The organism is uncultured Rossellomorea sp., assembly GCF_947488365.1.
Taxonomy (GTDB): domain Bacteria; phylum Bacillota; class Bacilli; order Bacillales; family Bacillaceae_B; genus Rossellomorea.
On record NZ_CANKZT010000004.1, the window covers coordinates 129,101 to 150,672 of the forward strand.

Consider the following 21,572-nt stretch of genomic DNA (forward strand, 5'->3'; position numbering starts at 1 on the left):
TTTGGTCTGGGAGTGCGATTGAGGAGAATAAAAAAGAATGAGGCATCCACCTTTCGCCTCATTCTTATTTACTGCCATTGATATCGATTGATTGGACGCCCAATTCCACCGTACTCGATCGTGATTTGAACCTGGCCTGATTTCTGTAAATAGTCTAAATATCTTCGGGCTGTTACACGGGCGATGCCGATTCCTTCAGCGGTTTCTTCTGCTGATAAGGGGCTTTTTTGGTCTTTTATAAATTGAATGATCTGCTGTAACGTTTGCTGGTTCAATCCTTTTGGTAATTCTTCTTTCTTTTCCTGTGGTTCAATGGGGGAGGGAACACCCTGAAGCTGATCTAATTCCTGCTGTCCCACGGGTCCCTCTCCTGTCATTCGGTGTTTGAACATTTGGTATTTCTCAAGAGCTTGTTTCAATCGTTCAAACTTGAAAGGCTTAATGATGTAATCGAATACTCCTAATCTCATCATCATCTTGATGGTTTCTTTATCCTGTGCAGCAGATATGACAATTACATCCACGTCTGTATCCTGCTGCCGGAAAGCTTGTAAGGTTTCAAGACCATTTTGTTTAGGCATAAAGTTATCCAGAAGGACAAGGTCAGGCTGATAGAAAGAAACCTTCTCCGCACCTTCCTGTCCATTTCCCGCAATGGCACACACTGTAAAGCCCGGTACACGTTCTATGAACATTCGATTGACTTCCTGAACCATGGGATCGTCTTCAATAAGTAATACGTTAATCGGTTCCTTCATGATTGTTCCCTCCATTCATTGGAAAAGTAAGTTGGAATAACGTCCCTTCACCAGGGGTTGACTCCACTTTAATATGACCATCTGCTTTCTCTATAATGCTATGAATCAAGTAGAGTCCGATTCCTGAGCCATTTTTTCCTTTGGTAGTGTATCCTTTTTGAAATAAGTGGGGAAGCTGTTCTTTCGTCATTCCTGCTCCATTATCTTCTATTTCAATATGAAAAGTGTCCAGATCTTCTTTTAAATAGACATGAATGACCTTGGTATATTCTTCAGAATCTTTTAGGGCATAAAAGCTATTTTCAATCAGGTTACCTAAGATAATGACAAAATCATGTTCATCCAGAAGAGGGGGAAGGAATGATAGATAGCTATCGGGATCGATCTTTACTTCTATCCCCATTTCATTTCCTCTCCTGATCTTGCCTAATAGTAATCCTGTCAAACTATCAAGCTTGATCTGCCGTGTCAGGGAGGTGGTGAGATTTTCCTCTTCTTGAGAGGATAGAAAGATATAATCGAGAGCTTTCTCTCCTTCTTCTAATTGAATCAGACCGGCAACGGTATGTAATTTATTCTGGTGTTCGTGATTTTGGACCCTCAATGCCTCAACGAATTCTTTCACTCCAGTCAGCTCTTCTGCCAGTTGAGTCATCTCCGTTCGATCCTGAAACACGGCGACGGCTCCGACAATGTCCCCGTTTACCAGAATAGGAACCCTGGAGCTTAATACGATCTTATTCTCTAATCTCATTTCCTCATGATAAATCGGTTCCTTCTTGTGTAACACGTCCGGTAATTTTGAAGAAGGAAGTACCTCTTGAATGGATTTTCCGGTTGGATCTCCATTTAACACCAATATATCTTTGGCTTTCTCATTAAAGACGGTGATCCTTTTTTGATTATCAATGGCAATGATCCCTTCATTCATGGCTTGAAAAGTAGCGGTCCTTTCCACCAGAAGTTTTCCAATTTCATGAGGTTCCAGGTGAAAGGTATCTTTCTTTATTTGTCTTGCCAGTAACCAAGAACCAATGATGCCGAACAGGAGAGTGATGGCACCTATAATGATGAGTTCATTTTGGAGATTCCTTATTATATCGAGTGTAGAAGGGAGCAGGATGCCTACAATGACCACACCTATTTGTTGGTGCTGATCGTTCATGATCGGAACGAACCCCCTGACCGCCGTACCGATTTCCCCCTTAGCTGTCGTCACATAACTATGCTCGGCAAAAGCAGGACCTTCATCCTTTCCGGCAGAAATGATCCCAAGCTGCTCATCAGACGGGTGTGAGTAACGGATCCGGTTCATATTGAGGACGACGATATAGTCAGAGCCATTTACAGTCCTGATATTTTCTACAATGGGCTGGATTTCACCCCATCCTCCGGAATCCTCGAGATGGCTTTGTACAGTTGGAAGATTCGCTACTGTTCTAGCTGTAATAAGTGCCTGGTTTCCTAACTCTTCTTTCTTCATTTCAATCGCTTTTCCTACAAATATAATAAATCCAATGATTAGCGCAAACAGGACTACACCAAAGGATAATATCGTCATTTTCCAACGGATGGGCATTTGTTTTCGATTCATTCTGAATATTCCTTCCTCTTCATTCAAAGTTATTGTACCATTTTTAATAGAACGGAGAGAGGGGAGGTCCCATAATGAAAACATTTTTCTTTATAGGGTTGTTTATTTTAACAGGAATTGCTACAGCCTATTTTGTTGGATTTCAATCTCAGACCGGCTTTACCTCGGAATATGATGACGATCAAGAAAAGCTGAAAGATGGCATCGTCATTAAAGTCAGTCATGTTGTTTCCGAAAACACACCGAAAGGAAAAGCAATCAGGCGTTTTAAAGCACTAGTAGAAAAGAATACCAAGGGAAAAGTGAAGGTTGAAATCTACCCAAACGGCTCGCTCTATTCGGATATTAGTGAATGGAATGCCCTTGAAAATAATAATGTTCAAATGATTATCCCTGCCACGTCTAAAGTCTCTGCTTATGTTCCTGAGTATAGTGTGTTCGACTTACCCTTTGCGTTTAATAGTTATGAAGATGTTCAACGGGCATTTGAGGGGAATATAGGAGATATATTACTTAAAAAGGTAGAAAAACAAGAAAACGTGAAGGGGATTACCTTTTGGTATAACGGATTTAAACAAATCACCAATAGTCAGCGACCCTTGATCAGGCCGGGTGATTTCAATCGGCTCCACTTCCGTACAATGCCGGGTGAGGTGATAAAAGATCAATATCAAAGGATGGGGGCTGCCGTAAGTCACCTGCCTTTTAATAAAACATACGAGAACTTAGAAGTAGGATTTATAGATGGACAGGAAAATACCATTTCGAATATTTACTCCAAGAAGCTTTATGACCATCAATCCTACCTTACTGTCAGCAATCATACTTATTTAGGCTATGTTGTATTAATGAACGAAGAATTTTGGGAGGACTTGCCTGAAGAATACCGGGTGGAAATTGAAGAAGCGATGAAGCAAACGACTGAATGGATCCGCCGGCATTCCATAGAAATCAATGATGACCATATGCGTGAATTAAAGAGAAATACTGATTTGGATATTCACATTCTGTTGAATTCGGAAAAAGAAGAGTGGATGAAGAAGCTGGCTCCTATGTATAAAGAATACAAAGATGAAATAGGGAAGGAATTAATGAGGGAGATTGAATGAAAAGTGGTCAGGTATGTGATTGGTGGTTAATGCTGAAGTTTATCTAAGAGGAAAGAGTGGGAGTGAAAAGTTTTGGTTATTGCTCCATTCCCACTCGTCGTTTTACTTTATGAAGTTCCTTTTTGTGATCCCAGTTTTCTTTTATCAGAATCGTGATGTTATCCTGGGTGTCTTGTTGATTTTCTTCGAGGACGGTCATTCTGGATTCAAGCTTGACCATACGGGTTTCTAATTTCGTCATGCGTTCATTCATGTTGTTTTCAAATCGAGTCATCTGCCCTTGCAACTCTCTAACGGCTTGTAAAATCTGATCCAAGTTATTTGTAACCTCCTTTTCACCCGAGTATAACAAAGAATTTGGGAATGCTGCCTTCATAATCACTGGAAAAAATCTTCCCCAACGGATACGGTTTTGCTATTAAATATGGTAATATAAGAAAATGTAAAGAGAGAAATCAATGATGACTATTACATAGAGTTAGGAGAATGATGATGAGTAAAACACTTATTTTCGGACACAAAAATCCAGATACAGATACGATCACGTCTGCACTCGTATATGCTGATTTGAAGACAAAAATCGGGATGGACGTTGAGCCTGTACGTTTAGGTGAAGTCAACGGTGAAACCCAATATGCCCTTGACTACTTTAACGTTGACGCACCTCGTTTGGTTGAAAAGGTTGCCGGTGAAACCGACACGGTTATCCTTGTTGACCATAATGAGCGCCAGCAAAGCGCAGAAGACATCGAAGAAGTACGTGTTCTTGAAGTCATCGACCATCACCGAATCGCCAACTTCGAAACGGCAGACCCTTTATACTACCGTGCAGAGCCGGTTGGTTGTACGGCAACGATCTTAAACAAGATTTACAAGGAAAAAGGAGTAGAGGTAACGAAGGAAATGGCTGGATTAATGCTTTCAGCGATCATCTCAGATTCTCTATTATTTAAATCTCCAACCTGTACTGATGAAGACGTAGCAGCAGCGAATGAACTGGCTGAAATCGCTGGTGTTGATGCTCAAGTGTACGGATTGGACATGTTAAAAGCCGGTGCGAACATGAGCACGAAATCCGTGGCGGAGCTTGTAACCCTTGATGCGAAAGAATTCTCAATGGGCAACGCGAAGGTGGAAGTGGCTCAAATCAACGTTGTCGATGTGAATGACGTATTCGGACGTCAAGCGGAAGTGGAAGCTGCGATGGAAACAATGATCAAAGAAAAAGGATTGGATCTTTTCTTACTTGTTGTGACTGACATTCTGGAAAATGACTCAACGGCATTGGCTCTTGGAAGCAAAACTGCGGAAGTGGAAAAAGCATTCAATGTAACACTTCAAAACAATACAGCCCTATTAAAAGGCGTTGTATCACGTAAGAAGCAGATCGTACCTGTGTTGACGGATGCGATGAAATAAGAAAGAATTGAGAGGAGCAGTCTTTTGGCTGCTTCTTTTTTTTCGACAAAAAACGGGAGGTGCCTGTGGCCCATGACCATGAATTTCAAAAAAATCCACCACATCGCAATCATCTGCTTAGATTACCATCTTTCAAAAGACTTTTATGTCAACAAACTTGGTTTTGAAATAAAACAAGAAATCTACAGGGAAGAAAGAGACTCATACAAACTGGATTTAGCGCTAAATGGAGAATACATCATCGAACTATTTTCATTCCCTGACGCACCGGTCCGCCCAAGTTATCCGGAAGCTCAAGGGTTACGCCATTTAGCATTTGAAGTAGAGGATATTGAGGAGAGTGTAAGACGTTTAAATGAAAAGGATATTGAAACAGAAGAAATAAGACTAGATCCATATACTCATAAACGTTTCACTTTCTTTGAGGATCCCGATGGACTTCCACTAGAAATATATGAAAGCGAGTAGAGGTCCGTCCCTAAAAAAAGAGCACTTCCCACAAGGAGAAGTGCCGTCCAAAGGTATTGTAATTTGTCGTTAGGTATATTAAACCACAGATTGTGAACGCATGTATTGTCGTTGTGGCACGATTTTAGTTGATATATAGAGGCATTTCTTATGAATATCTCTGTTATCTTTATATTTATTAAAATATTAATATTGGTGAAATGGGGTGCCAGGCACAGAACCTCTTTTTTGTGCCTGGCACCATTCATGTATCATCATTAGAATGCAAGGTCCGTCCCTCAAAAAAAAGAGCACTTCCCACAAGGAGAAGTGCTGTCCAAAGGTATTGTAATTTGTCGTATGTATATTAAAGCACAGATTGTGAACGCATGTATTGTCGTTGTGGCACGATTTTGGCTGATATATAGAGGCATTTCTTATGAATATCTCTGTTATCTTTATATTTATTAAAATATTAATATTGTGAAATGGCTCCCAGGCATGGAACCTCTATTGTGTGCCTGGCACCCTTTGCGTATAGTCAATTGAATGCGAGGTCCGTCCCTCAAAAAAAGAGCACTTCCCACAAGGAGAAGTGCCGTCCAAAGGTATTGTAATTTGTCGTTAGGTTTATTAAAACATAGATTTAAAATGTATGTATTGTCGCTCTACGGGCTTGAGAGGACAGGTGTGAGGATTTCCCTAAAAAAATTGCTTGTTTTCTGTTAAAATATAAATATATTAATATTTTCTGGGTGGTGAGACTGTGGATTATTCTGTTATTGGGAAAAAAATTAAAGAGCTAAGAAAAGTAGTTGGATTGACTCAAGGTGAATTAGCAGACGGGATTTGTACCCAAGCTCTCATCAGTCGAATTGAAAAAGGAGACATTTATCCAAGCGCTACTTCTCTCTATCAAATTTCAAAGAAACTCGGAGTGGATGTTAACTATTTCTTTGAAATTGGGACGACTCCCCGTCTTGATTACATAAAAGAGGTTGAGCGTCAATTGCGTAAATTAAGAATCAAGCACAGATATACAGAAATGATGGAGATGGTGGCTGCAGAAGAAAACAACCCACTCTTTAAAGAAGAGGCTAATCTTCAGCTTCTTTATTGGCATAAAGGAATCTATAAATTTGAGGTTGAGCATAACTGGGAGGATGCTTTTCCACTACTGGAAAAAGCATTTTCCCTGACAGCAAATAGTAAGAAAGCATTGTCAGAAAGGGAGATGGAGATTCTTCTTGCTTTTGGTGCCTTCTATTTTGGTATGGAAAAATATCAAGAAGCTCTTGATTACTATGAGGAAGTCAGAGGAGCTATAAATACTACCGGGCAACTAAATGATAAATCAATTAAAACACGCTTGCTATACAATATTGCAAGGGTCTTAACACGATTAGGAAATTACAAGGACTCCATAAAGTATTGTAAGGAAGCGATAAAATGGTGTATTGAAGAAGAGCATTTGTACGGTTTAGGACAGCTGCATTATCATATTGGGTATAATTTTGAGTTGGAAGAGAATTACGAACAAGCCTTACTTTATATTAAAAAATCGATTTTGATCTTTGAAATGCTTGAAAATGATGAGCATTTAACTTATTTGACAAACAAAATAGAGGAGATATCTCAAAAAACACTCTCATAAATGTCTTTTATTTTCATACATCCAGCAAGTCCCTCATAAAGATTACTATAGACAGGGAGTGGTGGAGCAATGAGAAGAAGAAGCCCGGTTCCTCTGGTCATTGGAGTAATTGCCTCCATTCTGATCGTAGTGGCCCTATTCATGATAGTAGGGGAAAGCCGGGAACCTGATACACCAGAGGAAGTCATCAAGGAGTTTTATCAGTTTGAACAATCCGGTGATTTCGGTAACGCATGGGAATTATTTCATCCGGAAATGCAGAACAAGTTTCCCAAGTCATCATATATTCAAACGAAGAACCATGTATTCATGGGGCATATGGTGGTAGATGAGTTTGAGGTGGAAGTGGGAAAAATAGAAAAATTAGAAAAGTTCACGTTTAATGAGGAAGGTCTTACGTTTAAAAATGTAAGAAAAGCAGAGGTCGATTTATTCTTTGACAGTCAATTCGGTGAACTGACCATCAGTCAAACCTGTTATGTTGCCTTGGAAGAAGGAGAATGGAAGATACTCTGGGATTATAGCTTTTGAAAAAAGCGTTCATTTTGAGGTGAAAAAGGAAGGGGTTTATAAAAGTTAAAAAAGGTCTGTTTTTTTCTTCTGATTTGGTTTTATTTAGAATTTTTCGGGTAAAAAGAAACTAATTATTTTATAAAGGAGGGCATTAGCTGTGTCGTTACTCTATTTTAAAGCTCGTGAAGCCTATGAGCTGGATGCGAAAGTATCTCAATCCCAAGTGATAAAGCTGAGAGAATTTCGTAGAACGAAGCCCGCCCCCATTGTCAAAAAAAGATAACGTGAAAAATTAAATCGAATCATCCCTGCTCAGTCTAAAACTCTTTTAGGCTGTTTTTTTCGTTTAAAAGAGGTATTGCCATTCGTCCATAGAACGCAATTCAGTACATATCAAAAGAGCTTGAGTTTCATTTCGAACATGGGAATGAGAAGGGAGGATACATCTATCACTCCAAGTCGTTCAATCATCTGAATCAGGATGGAGGTCCTGAATTTTTAACGTGGATTGTAGATGCTGTAAAGCAAAAAAGTCAGGAATCAAAGGATTCCTGACTTTTTATTCTAGATCTTCACCGATGATGCGTACTTCCCGTTCAAGTTCCACATCAAATTTTTCTTTCACTGTTTTTTGAACGTGTTCAATGAGTGAAATATAATCCGAGGCTGTCGCATTGTCTTTATTCACGATGAAACCGGCATGCTTCGTGGAGACTTCAGCGCCGCCAAAGTTCGTTCCTTGAAGCTCACTATCCTGAATAAGCTTTCCGGCGAAATATCCAGGCGGGCGTTTAAAGACACTTCCGCAAGATGGATATTCCAGTGGCTGCTTGGATTCCCGTTTATCTGTCAGATCGTCCATGATGGCCTTGATCTCTTCGTAGTCGCCAGGCTTCAAGCTGAAGGTTGCTTCCAGTACAATATCGCCTTTTTCAGAAATATTACTGTGACGGTAATCAAGCTCCAATTCTGCAGCTGTACGCTTTACCAAGTTCCCTTCACGGTCGACGACATGGCAATAATCCAGAACATCTTTGATTTCTCCGCCATAAGCCCCGGCGTTCATGAATAGAGCGCCACCAACGGTACCTGGAATCCCACAGGCGAATTCAAGTCCTGATAATTTTTCAGCTAACGCACGTCTTGACACATCGATGATCGCTGCTCCACTTTGAGCGACAATCAGTTGATCGGTCGTTTTGATGTCTGTGAAGTTCTTTAAATGAAGAACGATCCCGCGAATTCCACCGTCTTTTACAATCAAATTCGATCCGTTTCCTAATAGAGTAAAAGGAACATCCACTTCATTTGACAGCTTCACGATGTTTTGCACTTCTTCATAAGTGGTTGGCGTTAAGAAGAAATCTGCTTTTCCGCCTAACTTCGTATACAGATGCTCTCTTAACAATTCGTCACGTTTGATATTGTCTGAATGCATCACCTTTGATAATTCTTCAAACACTTTTTCCTTATTGTACATTCTATATCAGTCCTATAAAGTAATTTATGTCTTCTCTAAGTTAAATCCTACCCAACCATTATATGACGAAAACCCATGAAAGTTAAATGGTTTCAGTTGGCAGATGTGAATCCCCTTCGAATGAACCTATTCTAATAGGAAAAGAATGCTTGATCATAGGTCAAAAATACGAAAAAAGAATGTTTTCATCGCCAGCAAAGTAAGATAGGATAGAACTAACAAAATATGTTATAACGTCTATTTAACTATTAAATTATACAATCTGGAGAGGAGGAAGCAAATTGGCCAGATTATATATAGCGTTAATTGGCTTAAGTTTGATTTGGGGGATGTCGTTCGTTTTTATTAAGTGGCTGGTGGATCCAGTAGGTGTGTGGGGGACGGTATTCTTACGCTGTTTAGCCGGTGCTCTTGTGCTTCTTCCGATCTTTTTTATACAAAGGAAAAAAGGAGAGAAGAAATCGCTCCCTATGTGGAAGTTATTTGTTGTCGGGATTGGTAATGCGGCGTTGCCCTGGACTCTGATCGCGTTAAGTGAAACACAGATCAACAGTAACACTGCCTCCATTTTAAACGCAACGACTCCCATTTGGACTGGACTTGCGGGATTTTTATTTTTCTCGGTCCTATTGACCGGATTTCAATGGATTGGGATTATCGTTGGGTTTATAGGAATCCTCGTCCTGATGAATTTCGAAGTGAGCGGGATTTTCACTTCTGATTTTGTAGGGGTAGGGACGATGGTGCTTGCGACAATGAGCTACGCGTTTGCTTCACAGTTTACGAAAAAGTATCTGGCTGGAACGAGCGTGGTTGTGATTTCTACATTCCAGTTGTTGATTGGGTCAGCGGTAGGTTTTGTGGGAATGATGCTGACGAATCCAATCTCAGTTGGCGAGTTGTTATCAGGCGAGGTCATCCTGGGCATTTTAGGGTTAGGCTGTTTAGGGTCTGGAGTGGCGACGCTTCTTTATTTCTACATCATGACCAATGGAGGACCTGAATTTGCTTCGACGGTGACGTACTTGATTCCGGGTACAGCGATGATTTGGGGATTTGTTCTTCTGAGGGAGCCTGTGACTCATAATCTCATTTTAGGTTTATTGATTATCTTTGCGGGAGTGTTCCTGTCTTCCAGAAAATCGAAAAAACTGGTCTCAACCATGCCTGTCGGTACGAGGTAAGACCTTTAAACAAACGTTTGATTAGGACATTGGATCCCTTATAGCTCTAGGGTTCGGGGTCTTAAACAAACGTTTGTTTAGTTTTGTGGAGCTGAAAGTCCCTAGAAACTAATGCAAACCAACTTGTTTTCATATAAAATGAGAAAGATACATAAGGTAGACTAAACAAGCTCGTAACAAGGGCTATAAAAATAAACAATAAGGATGGTAATTCTATGAAAACGGCAATTGTAACGGATAGTACAGCCTACATCCCGAAAGAATTGCGTGATCAACTGAACATACATATGATTCCTCTCAGTGTTATTTTGGGAGGAGAAACTTATCAAGAAGAAGTTGATATTACGGCAAGTGAATTTTATGAAGAGGTCAGCATCCAGCAAAAGCTACCAACGACTTCTCAACCCCCTGTCGGGAAGTTCGTCGAGCTATTCGAAAAACTTTCACGGAACTACGATGCCGTCATTTCCATCCACTTATCGAGTGGGATAAGCGGTACGTATCAAGGGGCCGTTCAAGCTGGGGAAATGGTCGAAGGAATTGAAGTGTATGCGTATGATTCCGAGATCAGCTGCATGATTCAGGGCTTCTATGCGATTGAAGCGGCCAAGCTGGGTCGTCAAGGGAAAACGGCTGGAGAAATCGTTGCGTTATTGGATGAAATGAAGCAATCTGTACAGGCATACTTCATGGTTGATGACCTGGCTCATTTGCAACGCGGGGGCAGATTATCACAAGCACAGGCGATCATCGGAAGCCTTTTGCAGGTGAAACCACTTCTGCACTTTGTGGATAAAGTCATCGTTCCTTTTGAAAAAATCCGTACGAAGAAGAAAGCATTGAAGCGGGTGGAGTCTTTGCTTGAAGAAGCCGTGTCTTCCGGAGAAGAGTTTCAAGCTTCGATCATCCATGCGAATCGCGAAGAAGAGGCGATTGAGTGGATGAATGAGCTTCAGGCTAAATACCCGAACGTTGAATTTAATGTCAGCATTTTTGGTCCTGTAATCGGTACTCATTTAGGTGAGGGATCGATGGGGATGGGATGGGCTCGGAAGATGAGTCGTTAAAGTTTGGGTGTTTTTGATTGGTTGTACCTGGTACAAATTGCGCTATCTGTACCAGGTACAATCAGGTCATCATGTACCAGGTACACTTCCGAACTATCGGTGCCAGGCACAAAACAATGTTTATGTGCCTGGCACCTTTTTATTAGGCAGGATTTTCATAACCTGGTGTAGAATACATCATTATCCAAGAAAGGAGTGATGTGTTTGCGTTTTGCTTTTGTAGACAATCGTTTGATTCCGGAATTACTTGTGAAAGAGAAGCACCACAGTTTGCAGCGGATTTCAGATCTATCTTCCATCCCACCCCGACCCCTTAATGAATCCTTCACCTATTCTTCAGAACTCCAATCCTTTCTTAGCAGCCGATCCCTGCTATTAGATGAAATCCCAATTTCCATTGAAGTCTTTCATGAGCATTATTTAAATGGATGTATTGCCTATGGAAAAGGTGTGGAGGAAAGGTTGTGCAATCGTTGTGGAAATAACAAGCCTCATTTGTTCGCTTCCTTTTCATGTTCAAGATGCCACAACAACTGTACCTACTGCCGGAATTGCATCATGATGGGCAGGGTGTCTGAATGCACACCGCTTCTGACATGGTGTGGTCCGGCACCGGTTCCTGAATCGCCACCGACTTTTCATTGGCTTGGAACTCTTTCAGAAGCGCAAAAAGTTGCTTCTCAGCAAATGGTCACTGCTGTTAAAGACAGCAAGGACCTGCTCGTATGGGCCGTGTGCGGGGCAGGGAAGACTGAGGTTCTCTTTGAGGGAATCCATGAAGCTCTTCAACAAAACAAGCGGGTATGTATTGCAGCACCTAGAACCGACGTCATTCTTGAATTGTCTCCCCGTCTCAAAAAGGTCTTTCCTGACACAACGATCATCACACTTTACGGAGGGTCTGAAGAAAGAAACACCTATGGCGAGCTCGTTCTGACCACCACACACCAGCTGTTCCGGTTTCACGACGCCTTTGACGTGATGATCATCGATGAAGTGGATGCTTTTCCGTATTCCTTTGACGCTTCTCTTCAATGGGCAGTAGAAAAAGCACGGAAACCCGATTCTTCTATTATTTACCTCACAGCAACCCCTGATCGGAACACCCAGAAGCAATGCGCGGCAGGGAAGCGATCCTATATCCAAATCCCGGCACGCTTCCACCGCCATCCGATTCCCCTGCCACGCTTTAAATGGTGCGGACTTTGGAAAAAATCCCTTAAGAAAAACCGGATTCCTCGTGGATTGAAAAAATGGACGTGCACAAGACTCCACCAATCAAAACAAGCCCTGATCTTTTTCCCCACCGTTGAAATCATGGAAAAAGCCCTCCCTCTTTTTCAAGAAATCGATCCTCTCATTGAATCTGTGCATGCAGAAGATCCCCAAAGAAAAGAAAAAGTCATGAGAATGCGAAATAACGAGATCCCCATTTTACTCACTACGACCATTTTAGAAAGGGGAGTCACTATACCCAATATCGATGTAGCTGTACTCGGCTCAGAAGAAAAGATTTTCACGGAAAGCGCCCTTGTTCAAATTGCAGGGAGAGTGGGGCGGAGTTCGGACTATCCGAAGGGTGACGTCGTCTATTTTCACTTCGGCCGTACCGGTGAGATGATCAAAGCGCTCCTTCATATCGACGGCATGAATAGGGAAGCCGTGAAGCGGGGGTTGATTGATGGTAAGTAATTGCTTGTACTGTGGGAATGAACTTGTGGAGGTCATGTCCTGGAAGGGATTATTTTACAGAGTCCCCCCGTTTCTGTGTACTGAGTGTGAAAAACAATTGATGATAATAGAGGGCAAGCGTTGTTCAGGGTGTTCCCGTGCAATGGAAGTGTTATCTTCTGACTTAATAAAAGGGGAGCAGTGCCTGGATTGCAGCCGTTGGGAGTCTGACGCTGAGTGGAGTGGGTTGCTCCTACAGAACGAATCACTCTATCAATATAACGATTTTCTTAAAGAGTATCTAGCTCGATACAAATATAGAGGAGACTATGCGTTGGCTAAACCATTTGCGCACATTCTCAAAAACTATATTGAAAAAAGTGAGTTTGATATAGTCATCCCCATCCCGCTTAGTAACGAGCGTTTATATGAAAGAGGGTTCAATCAATCCACTGCGTTGCTGGAAGAAGCAGAGGTCCGTCCCTCTTGTCTCCTTACCCGCTCACACTCGGAAAAGCAGTCGAAAAAGACACGGAAGGAAAGATTACAGCAGGAGCAGGTATTTCAGTTAGGTGAAGCGGATGTTAAGGGAAAGAGGATTATTCTGTTTGATGATATTTATACGACTGGAACGACGTTGAGGCAGGCAGCTAAATTGCTGCGGGAAGCGGGAGCTGTTGAAGTATCCTCTTTGACTCTTTCCAGAGGTTAAAGCAACTCTTATTTCTGCCGATATAGAGAATAACAGAAGTGAATCAGGGAGGAATGAAACGATGTCAGAAATTATTAACTGTCCACGGTGTAACGAGATTTTTATGAAAAATAAATTCAGGGATGTATGTGATACGTGCTATAAAGAAGAAGAAAACATGTACGAAGCAGTCTACCAATTTCTAAAGAAACGGGAAAACCGGGCTGCCACCATGGCCCGTGTGATCGAAGTGACGGGTGTTGACGAGGAGCTTCTCTATAAATGGGTGAAAAAGGGCAGGATTCAAACGAAACAATTTCCGAACATGGGTTATCCGTGTGATAAATGCGGGAAGATTATTGGGACGGGGAGGATCTGCGAAGGGTGTTCCAGTGAGCTTTTAAATGACCTTAAACAGTTCGAAGCGGAGAGAGAATGGGAGAGTAAAGTGAAGGAATCGGGTCTGAAAACGTATTACACAGTGAGAAATAAGAACTAGATACGTCACACAAGAAAATCAGGAAGAACTAACCAGTCACTTGAGCTAAACAAACCACGTTTTTATCCGATATACTAGGTAGAAACAATGGACGTGATGAAAGCGAGGGGAAAATGATGAAGATTAACAATATCGGAAATCAAAACATTAATCCTTATAAGCGCAATCTTAACAAAATGGATCAAGTCAGCAAAATGGGGAAATTGGCTTCAGACAAGATTGAGATCTCTTCTGCTGCTAAAGAGATGCAAGAGGTTTCAAAGCTCGGAAAAGAACGCCAAGCCAGAGTTGAAGAATTAAAGGATCAAGTGCAGAGCGGTAACTACACCATTGATCCGAAAGCGATTGCTAAAGGTTTAAAGAATTTTTATAACGGAAACTAGGAGCGAACAAACATGCCGGTAACGTCACTAATTGCAACGTTAGAAAAACTATATAAGCTGCACAAAAGTTTGTTCGATCTTTCTGTTGGAAAAACGGATGTTATCAAGAGAGGTGCCATGGACGAACTGGACGTTGTACTAAAGGACGAACAAAAGCATATCGCGGCCATCAATACGCTTGAGATGAATAGACAACGGGAGTCAGAGTACTATCTTCAATCGCTTGGAGTCCGTTTGGAGAAAAACCCAACGATCTCTCTCTGTATTCAGTACAGTTCACCTGAAGATCAAAAGACTCTTGGATACTGGCAGCAGAAACTTGTTGATATGATAGCCGAGTTAAAGGCCCGGAACGAACTCAATCAAAAGCTTGTCTATCAATCTCTTCAATTTGTCAATATGAACCTATCGATGCTGCAGCCTCAATCAGAAAAATTGACTTATTCTCGTCCAAACGGTGACAAGTCGATACCAGCAGGAAGATCCATGTTCGATTCGAAAGCATAACATCAATCATTTGAAACGGAGGCAACACCATGCGATCCACTTTTATGGGCCTTGAAACGGCTAAACGTGGGATGTACACCCAACAAGGAGCCCTTTATACGACAGGTCATAACATCTCCAACGCAAATACCCCCGGTTACACCCGACAACGTGTCAATTTTGCACAAACAGAACCTTACCCGGCACCCTCCATGAACCGTCCGCAAATTCCCGGTCAAATTGGAACAGGCGTTGAAGCCGGTTCGATCCAGCGGGTTCGTGATTCTTTCTTAGACACGCAATATAGAGGGGAAAATAATAAGCTTGGCTACTGGGATACGAAAATGGAAGCCATGAAGAAGATGGAGGAAGTGATGAATGAACCATCTGATTCAGGCTTGTCGAAAACGATGGATATGTTCTGGCAATCCCTTCAGGATCTAGCCGTCAATCCTACCAACTCAGGTGCCCGGTCTGTCGTGCGTCAGCGTGGAATCGCCGTTGCTGAAACGTTCAATTATTTATCATCGTCTTTAACAAGCGTGAGAAACGATTTGAAAAGTGAATTGTCTGTGAGTGAAACGCAAGTTAACTCTCTTACAAGACAGATTGATAGCATTAATAAACAAATTGCCGAAGTAGAGCCCCACGGCTATCTTCCGAACGATTTGTATGATGAACGAGATCGTTTAATTGATGAGTTATCAAAACAGGTCACAATTAAAACAAGTTACCAGTCGAATGGTGGAGGGTCTTCTCCTATGGCTGAAGGTTCCGTGACCATCACATTAGTAGGGAAAGACGGAAAGAATCCGGTGAATCTGGTTGATAAGAGTGGAGCTAAGGAACTCAGTCTTTCATTTAATGGAGAACAAGATACGGTGGATTCTGTAACCATCGGTGGGGAAACGATTGCTATAAAAGAATTTTTATCAAAAGGTGAAGGGAAATTGAGGGCCCTTATCGATACATATGGATTCGAAAATGAAAAAGGTGAGGCAGAAGGATCTTACGTCGCCATGCTCCAAGAATTAGACAACATGGCGTTTGAATTTGCGAAAGCCTTTAATGATCAGCATCAACAAGGCGTAACAGCGGAACAAATCAATAATCCGACCTCCGCAGCAGAAACACCTAAATTCTTTCAGGATTCAAAAGATCCTTCATCAGATCTGGATCCGGATAATAAAGAAGGATTCGCTCAACGAATTCAAATAGCTGATGAACTTAGCAATCTCGACAACATAGCCACAGCCAGTGCAGAAAATCCCACCCTGGGGGATGCAACAAATGCGCTGGCCCTTGCTGATATCATCACAACCACTAAATTACCTTATGGGGAAAAAGAATCATCTTTTCAAGGTCATTTCGAATCAGTTATTGGAAGCATGGCGGTTGAATCACAGGAATCTTTGAGGCTTGCGAGCAACTCGAATGTCCTGAGATCAGCTGTTGAGGAACGCAGGATGTCGGTAAGCGGCGTTTCCCTTGATGAAGAAATGACCGACATGATCAAATTCCAGCATGCCTACAACGCCTCTGCCAGAATGATCACACTACAGGACGAAATGCTCGATAAAATCATCAACGGCATGGGAACCGTTGGAAGGTAGGTAGGTGAACGAATATGCGCGTAACGCAAAGTATGCTGACGGCGAACTCGATGAGAAATCTCAGTTCTTCTTATGGGCGGATGGGGCAACTACAGGACCAGTTGGCGACGGGGAAGAAGATTACCAAGCCTTCCGATGATCCTGTCGTTGCGATGAAGGGTATGTTCTATCGCTCCAATCTAACGGAAATCGAACAATATAAAAGGAATCTATCAGAACTTTACTTATGGATGGAGAATTCAGAGTCCGGGATTGATCATGCCAATCAGGGACTGCAGCGTGTTCGGGAATTGACACTGCAAGGGAAGAACGGATCCCTCAGTGAAGAAGACCGTAAAGCGGTGGCCGTTGAAATTGAACAAATAAAAAAGGACCTTGTCAGTGTGGCTGAAACAAAAGTGGCAGGCCGTTACATTTTTAATGGAACAGATGTCGGAAATTCTCCAATGAAGGATGGATCACCTGCAGATGGGACCGCCCCGAGGGTAGCTGATAACATACTCAATGGAACAAATGGTGAATACGCCATTGAAGTTTCACAGGGCGTATCACTAAAAGCAAACGCCAACCCATCAAATGTTTTTAGTCAACAACTATTCAACACAGTACACTCAATCCAAAAAGCATTAGAATCGGGAGATGTTTCAAGCCTTGATACGGAACTTGAAAACTTGGATGAAGTGATGAATACACTTTCAGCGGAACGTTCAGACCTGGGCGCCCGATACAATAGGCTGGAAATGATCGATGACCGATTGGCTCAGCAGGAAGTGACCGCCAGCCGTATTCTCTCGGATAACGAAGACGCAGATATCGAAAGAGTGATCACCGACCTGAAAACCCAAGAAAGTGTCCACCGTGCCGCCCTTAGCGTAGGAGCAAGAATCATGCAGCCGACATTAATGGACTTCTTACGATAAAAGCAAGGGGACTAACCCTTTAAGGTGTTTTGTCACCTTAGGGGACAGTCCCTTTTTCATTGGAGGTGAACAGTCTTGAACATTCCACAAATACGGTTACAATCCACTCCAGCGGAACTCGGGATCCAAACGACTCCGGGACGAATGGATATCGAACAACCCAAAGCAGAACTAGATATTCAACAGCCGGCGGGGAAAATGGAGATTGAACGGAGACCATCCAGATTAACCATCGATCAAACAGAGGCAAGGGCAGACATGGATTTGAAATCCGTGCGCCGCAGGATAGAAGAATACTCCCAACAAGGATATGAAGACTGGTTAGGGGGTCTTGCCCGGGTGGCCCAGGACGGCGATGAACTCATGATGATTGAACATGGAGGAAACGCGATAGCCGATCAGGCAAAACGAAACAGCGAAAACCCTATGTACAACTTTAATATTGGCTGGATTCCCTCTGCCGGAAGCGTCAAGATCGGGTATGATCCGGGAAGTGTCAGAGTGAACTTCGAACCTCAAAAAGTGCTCAACCATACTCGTCCACATAAACCGACCATCCACTATATGCCTGCCCAAGTCGACATCAGCCTGAAACGATACGCCGATTTACAAATCGACTTCGCGAACTTGAAGCATGTCGGCATTAAGTACGAACAAGAAATATAAAACGAAGGAATGAGAAGGATGAACATAGAGACAAAATACCACGGCGTCATAGACATCCATTCAGAGGAAGTCCTGATATTTGAACACGGAATCCCCGGATTTGGAGAAGAAAAGCAATTTATTCTGCTGCCCCTTCCTGAAAATGAATGGTTTCATATCTTGCAATCGGTAGCCACACCTCAACTAGGATTTGTCGTCACAGATCCCTTTGTCTTTTTCAAAGAGTATGATTTTGTATTGGATCAAGCGAGTGTCGAACTACTGGAAAACCCATCCGAAAAAGAAGTCCAGGTTCTCTCTATTCTGACAGTGAAAGAACACCTTGCCGAATCCACCGCCAATCTCCAGGCTCCGATTATTATCAATCTGGCCAATCGCAAAGGAAAACAAGTCATCCTAAACAACACAGACTACCAAACCAAGCACCTGATCTTTGCTCAGCCTGCAGGGAAGAAGGGGTGAGGGGATGTTAGTACTGACAAGAAAAACAGGGGAAAGCATTCAGATAGGGGATGACATTGAGCTGACCGTCATTTCTGTAAAAGGTGATCAAGTGAAATTGGGGATCAACGCTCCGAAGAACGTAGATATCCATCGGAAAGAAGTATATCTTTCTATTCAGGAAGAAAACACTGAAGCTTCGAAGGGAATCGACAACTTGTTTAACCTTTTGCCAAAAAATGAGTAAATATTTTTCTGAAGCTATTAAACACTAGTCAAAACGACCGATATTAGTAGTGTAAGCAATGAGGAGAAGGGCGGCCGACCTTTGTAACTCGTTGCAAACTACTAAACTTTTATAGTTCACATGGATGTGGGCTTACTTTCAAGGAGGAAATTTTGGAATGAGAATTAATCATAATATTGCTGCTTTGAATACTTATCGTCAGTTGAATAGTGCTACTGGTGCACAATCTAAATCAATGGAAAAGTTATCTTCTGGTCTTCGTATCAACCGTGCTGGGGATGACGCTGCTGGTCTTGCGATTTCTGAGAAGATGCGTGGACAAGTGCGTGGATTAGAACAAGCATCACGTAATGCTCAAGATGGTATCTCTTTAATCCAAACTGCAGAAGGTGCTTTAAACGAAACTCATTCAATTCTTCAACGTATGCGTGAACTTGCTGTGCAGTCTTCAAATGATACGAATACTGACACTGACCGTGGAGAACTTCAAAAAGAAGTTGATGAATTAGCTAAAGAGATTACTCGTGTTTCTAATAATACTGAGTTTAATACAAAGAAATTAATCGATGGTACACGTGATTCTGGTGGTGTTGGTGCATCGTTAACTTTCCATATCGGAGCAAATACTGGACAAAACGTAACTTTAGATATTACAGCAATGGATGCAGAAACTTTATTGGTTTCAAATGGAACAGGAACTGCAGCTACAGCAGCTGGTGGGGATGCAGCAACAACTGGGGGAATAGATATCTCTACTCAAACTGCAGCTAACTCTGCTATCGATGTTATTAATACTGCTATTGAGACTGTTTCTGGTGAGCGTTCTAAATTAGGTGCTTATCAAAACCGCCTAGAACACACAATCAACAATCTAGGTACCTCTTCTGAAAACCTTACTGCAGCAGAATCACGTATCCGTGACGTAGATTATGCTTTAGCTGCCTAAGCAGTGACAAGCACAGTCGTCCTGGCTGGTAACGGCTAGAGATCATAATTGGGTGAATTGCTGGAAACCCCTGAGAGCTTTTCTTGCCACAACGTAGTTGGAAACGACAAGCGTGATGGCTTTAACAAAAGAAGAGATTGGGCAATCAGCAGCCAAGCTCCTGTCTTGAAAGAGTGGAGAAGGTTCAACGACTAGGATAGACCATCTAAGGCGCAAGCTATGATGATGAAATCCGTAGGTGAAACAGTGGTCATCAGCATTGTGAATCCGAAGTGCCCAACCCCTCTGTGTTAGAGGGTGAAGATATAGTCTGGTCATTTATGAAAGTAAATGTTCGCACGATGGCGAAAGAAATGATGAATCAAACGAAGAATTCTATTCTTTCTCAAGCAGCGCAAGCAATGTTGGCTCAATCCAATCAAATGCCTCAAGGAGTTTTACAACTTCTGAGATAGTTGATTAGAGGGCGTCCAGTTTGGTAACGAGCTGGAGTATTACTGGGTGAATTGCTGGAACTTCCTAAAGCTTTATCAACCACAACGAAACTGGAAACAGTAGGCGGAATGGTCGGAAAATGATAGAGATGCACCAATGGATAATCAGCAGCCAAGCTCCTGTGAGGAAACTCTGGAGAAGGTTCAACGACTAGAGAACACGGTCTAAGGCAAAGCTATGACTATGAATCTCGTAGGGCAGGAAATCCTGTTCGAAGTGCCCAGCCCCATACATACAAGGGTGAAGATATAGTCTATTCTATGATCGAAAGACATAGTCGCAAAGCAAGCGAACCAACAACCACAAGGAGTTTTACAACTTCTTCGTTAATTTTAAGTGGTTTACGAGAGACTCTGGGCTTCCTAGGGTCTCTTTTTTTTCTTCTTATAAAAAAATCACAATATCCCCTCTAGTCGTAATTCTCGTATCTTATACACTACAGACCAATAGCTTCTACATAAACTTTTCGCAATGTCTTTATCTTTTACACCGCTCCTCTTCAGTAATATTATTTTTCTTACTTCGTCTTCAGTATAATTTTTGAATCTACTCGACGAAGAAGGGACGATTTGATAATTAGGAAATTGTTTTAACAACTCTTGCTCCTCGCGTTTTAGCCTCCATTCCCAATTGGATTTATAATACATACTTTCACATGTCAAAGTGATTGGGGAAAGTAAATTCAGGAAATTGTATGTTAGGCCAGTTGAGGTTCCTTTTAAAATATAACCGTAACCATCTCTTCTTTTGTTCAGCTTAAATTCAATTTGAAAGGTATCTAAAATGTGTTGTTTTAATACTTCAAGTTGCTCTTTGGGGTAGCTTTGAAGGTATAAGTAAATGTGAGGAGTTAAGTAAATCTTCTTATTACGATGATTAATTCTTTTAGAGATTGATAGAGAACCGTCATCTAGATATAGAGCTGTTAAGAAGTAGGGGGAGGTACAGTATTTTAGAAGTTTTATCGGGATTTGCTTAGAGCGATTACTGTAGAAGTAAGGAAATAACTCCGTGAAAAGGGGATCAGATTTTGAACGCATGGTTTGGCTTTTCTTAGTAAGGTAGAAGAGACCTGGGAAGAAGGTGGCCTTCCAGATACGATAATTCTCTTGTTCTAAACCATAATGTTCACGATAACTATGATTTTTCCTGCGTGAGTTACGGTATATCTTTGTGATTTCACCATCACCCAGAATGCTTCCTACTAGTAAGTTTCGTTGAATAGAAGATAGATTCAGGAACTTCTCCATCCATAACACTCCTTTCGAATAGGAACTTATGTTCTATTT

24 protein-coding genes and 1 pseudogene are annotated in these 21,572 nt (G+C 41.9%); 20 read left to right on the forward strand and 5 right to left on the reverse strand.

Features of this window, described 5'->3' with window-relative positions; genetic code table 11:
• Window positions 1–68: 68 nt before the first annotated feature.
• Window positions 69–758, reverse strand: coding sequence for a response regulator (locus tag Q1B03_RS15130; protein WP_299743009.1), 690 nt, complete (start codon window positions 756–758; stop codon window positions 69–71).
• Complete coding sequence (locus tag Q1B03_RS15135; RefSeq protein WP_299743012.1) at window positions 742–2,352, reverse strand: sensor histidine kinase; 1,611 nt, start codon at window positions 2,350–2,352, stop codon at window positions 742–744. The genes Q1B03_RS15130 and Q1B03_RS15135 overlap by 17 nt, the downstream gene beginning before the upstream one ends.
• Window positions 2,353–2,426: 74 nt before the next feature.
• Here Q1B03_RS15135 and Q1B03_RS15140 point away from each other — a divergent pair, with 74 nt between their 5' ends.
• Window positions 2,427–3,461: a DctP family TRAP transporter solute-binding subunit gene (locus Q1B03_RS15140; RefSeq protein ID WP_299743015.1), complete on the forward strand. Its 1,035-nt coding sequence runs from the start codon at window positions 2,427–2,429 to the stop codon at window positions 3,459–3,461.
• 76 nt (window positions 3,462–3,537) lie between these two features.
• Here the strand turns inward: Q1B03_RS15140 and Q1B03_RS15145 are convergent, their stop codons facing one another.
• Entirely contained in the window at window positions 3,538–3,777 is a 240-nt protein-coding gene (locus tag Q1B03_RS15145; protein ID WP_299743018.1) for a hypothetical protein, read from the reverse strand.
• A gap of 176 nt (window positions 3,778–3,953) precedes the next feature.
• Here Q1B03_RS15145 and Q1B03_RS15150 point away from each other — a divergent pair, with 176 nt between their 5' ends.
• The 5 genes from Q1B03_RS15150 to Q1B03_RS15170 all read left to right on the forward strand — a co-directional run bounded on the left by Q1B03_RS15150 (window position 3,954) and on the right by Q1B03_RS15170 (window position 7,777).
• Entirely contained in the window at window positions 3,954–4,880 is a 927-nt protein-coding gene (locus Q1B03_RS15150) for a manganese-dependent inorganic pyrophosphatase (protein WP_299743020.1), read from the forward strand.
• A 78-nt stretch (window positions 4,881–4,958) separates the two neighbouring features.
• Window positions 4,959–5,348: a VOC family protein gene (locus tag Q1B03_RS15155; RefSeq protein ID WP_299743966.1), complete on the forward strand. Its 390-nt coding sequence runs from the start codon at window positions 4,959–4,961 to the stop codon at window positions 5,346–5,348.
• Between the two features lie 745 nt (window positions 5,349–6,093).
• Entirely contained in the window at window positions 6,094–6,981 is an 888-nt protein-coding gene (locus Q1B03_RS15160; protein WP_299743022.1) for a tetratricopeptide repeat protein, read from the forward strand.
• A 69-nt stretch (window positions 6,982–7,050) separates the two neighbouring features.
• Window positions 7,051–7,512, forward strand: coding sequence for a hypothetical protein (locus tag Q1B03_RS15165; RefSeq protein WP_299743025.1), 462 nt, complete (start codon window positions 7,051–7,053; stop codon window positions 7,510–7,512).
• 139 nt (window positions 7,513–7,651) lie between these two features.
• Window positions 7,652–7,777 (forward strand): hypothetical protein, encoded by a 126-nt coding sequence (locus tag Q1B03_RS15170; protein WP_299743027.1) that lies wholly within the window; start codon window positions 7,652–7,654, stop codon window positions 7,775–7,777.
• 276 nt (window positions 7,778–8,053) lie between these two features.
• Here the strand turns inward: Q1B03_RS15170 and murB are convergent, their stop codons facing one another.
• The gene (gene murB / locus Q1B03_RS15175) at window positions 8,054–8,974 is read right to left on the reverse strand and encodes a UDP-N-acetylmuramate dehydrogenase (protein WP_299743030.1); all 921 of its coding nucleotides are present in this window, start codon (window positions 8,972–8,974) and stop codon (window positions 8,054–8,056) included.
• 281 nt (window positions 8,975–9,255) lie between these two features.
• On the opposite strand from murB, the gene Q1B03_RS15180 reads away from it, so the two are divergent.
• The 14 genes and pseudogenes from Q1B03_RS15180 to Q1B03_RS15245 all read left to right on the forward strand — a co-directional run.
• On the forward strand, window positions 9,256–10,158 hold the full coding sequence (locus Q1B03_RS15180) for a DMT family transporter (RefSeq protein WP_299743033.1): 903 nt from the start codon (window positions 9,256–9,258) through the stop codon (window positions 10,156–10,158).
• A gap of 215 nt (window positions 10,159–10,373) precedes the next feature.
• The gene (locus Q1B03_RS15185) at window positions 10,374–11,225 is read left to right on the forward strand and encodes a DegV family protein (RefSeq protein ID WP_299743036.1); all 852 of its coding nucleotides are present in this window, start codon (window positions 10,374–10,376) and stop codon (window positions 11,223–11,225) included.
• A gap of 198 nt (window positions 11,226–11,423) precedes the next feature.
• A complete protein-coding gene (locus Q1B03_RS15190; protein WP_299743039.1) occupies window positions 11,424–12,917 on the forward strand; it encodes a DEAD/DEAH box helicase in 1,494 nt (497 codons plus the stop codon).
• A 142-nt stretch (window positions 12,918–13,059) separates the two neighbouring features.
• Window positions 13,060–13,608, forward strand: coding sequence for a ComF family protein (locus Q1B03_RS15195; RefSeq protein WP_299743042.1), 549 nt, complete (start codon window positions 13,060–13,062; stop codon window positions 13,606–13,608).
• A gap of 61 nt (window positions 13,609–13,669) precedes the next feature.
• A complete protein-coding gene (locus Q1B03_RS15200) occupies window positions 13,670–14,086 on the forward strand; it encodes a TIGR03826 family flagellar region protein (RefSeq protein ID WP_299743044.1) in 417 nt (138 codons plus the stop codon).
• Window positions 14,087–14,199: 113 nt separating this feature from the next.
• Complete coding sequence (gene flgM, locus Q1B03_RS15205; protein ID WP_341356996.1) at window positions 14,200–14,469, forward strand: flagellar biosynthesis anti-sigma factor FlgM; 270 nt, start codon at window positions 14,200–14,202, stop codon at window positions 14,467–14,469.
• Window positions 14,470–14,481: 12 nt separating this feature from the next.
• Window positions 14,482–14,976: a flagellar protein FlgN gene (locus tag Q1B03_RS15210; protein WP_299743047.1), complete on the forward strand. Its 495-nt coding sequence runs from the start codon at window positions 14,482–14,484 to the stop codon at window positions 14,974–14,976.
• Between the two features lie 29 nt (window positions 14,977–15,005).
• Complete coding sequence (gene flgK / locus Q1B03_RS15215; RefSeq protein ID WP_299743049.1) at window positions 15,006–16,568, forward strand: flagellar hook-associated protein FlgK; 1,563 nt, start codon at window positions 15,006–15,008, stop codon at window positions 16,566–16,568.
• A 14-nt stretch (window positions 16,569–16,582) separates the two neighbouring features.
• Window positions 16,583–17,488: a flagellar hook-associated protein FlgL gene (gene flgL / locus Q1B03_RS15220; protein WP_299743052.1), complete on the forward strand. Its 906-nt coding sequence runs from the start codon at window positions 16,583–16,585 to the stop codon at window positions 17,486–17,488.
• 75 nt (window positions 17,489–17,563) lie between these two features.
• On the forward strand, window positions 17,564–18,154 hold the full coding sequence (locus Q1B03_RS15225) for a DUF6470 family protein (protein WP_299743055.1): 591 nt from the start codon (window positions 17,564–17,566) through the stop codon (window positions 18,152–18,154).
• An 18-nt stretch (window positions 18,155–18,172) separates the two neighbouring features.
• On the forward strand, window positions 18,173–18,616 hold the full coding sequence (fliW, locus tag Q1B03_RS15230; protein WP_299743058.1) for a flagellar assembly protein FliW: 444 nt from the start codon (window positions 18,173–18,175) through the stop codon (window positions 18,614–18,616).
• Window positions 18,617–18,620: 4 nt separating this feature from the next.
• Window positions 18,621–18,842 carry a carbon storage regulator CsrA gene (gene csrA, locus Q1B03_RS15235; RefSeq protein ID WP_044338358.1) on the forward strand — a complete coding sequence of 74 codons (222 nt, stop codon included), beginning with the start codon at window positions 18,621–18,623 and terminating at the stop codon, window positions 18,840–18,842.
• A 157-nt stretch (window positions 18,843–18,999) separates the two neighbouring features.
• A complete protein-coding gene (locus Q1B03_RS15240) occupies window positions 19,000–19,788 on the forward strand; it encodes a flagellin (protein ID WP_299743063.1) in 789 nt (262 codons plus the stop codon).
• Window positions 19,789–20,129: 341 nt separating this feature from the next.
• Window positions 20,130–20,243 (forward strand): annotated as a pseudogene (locus tag Q1B03_RS15245) (flagellin); the annotation flags it as partial.
• Window positions 20,244–20,678: 435 nt separating this feature from the next.
• Here the strand turns inward: Q1B03_RS15245 and Q1B03_RS15250 are convergent.
• Window positions 20,679–21,533, reverse strand: a complete 855-nt coding sequence (locus Q1B03_RS15250) for a DNA endonuclease (protein WP_299743065.1) — start codon at window positions 21,531–21,533, stop codon at window positions 20,679–20,681.
• Between the last annotated feature and the right edge of the window lie 39 nt (window positions 21,534–21,572).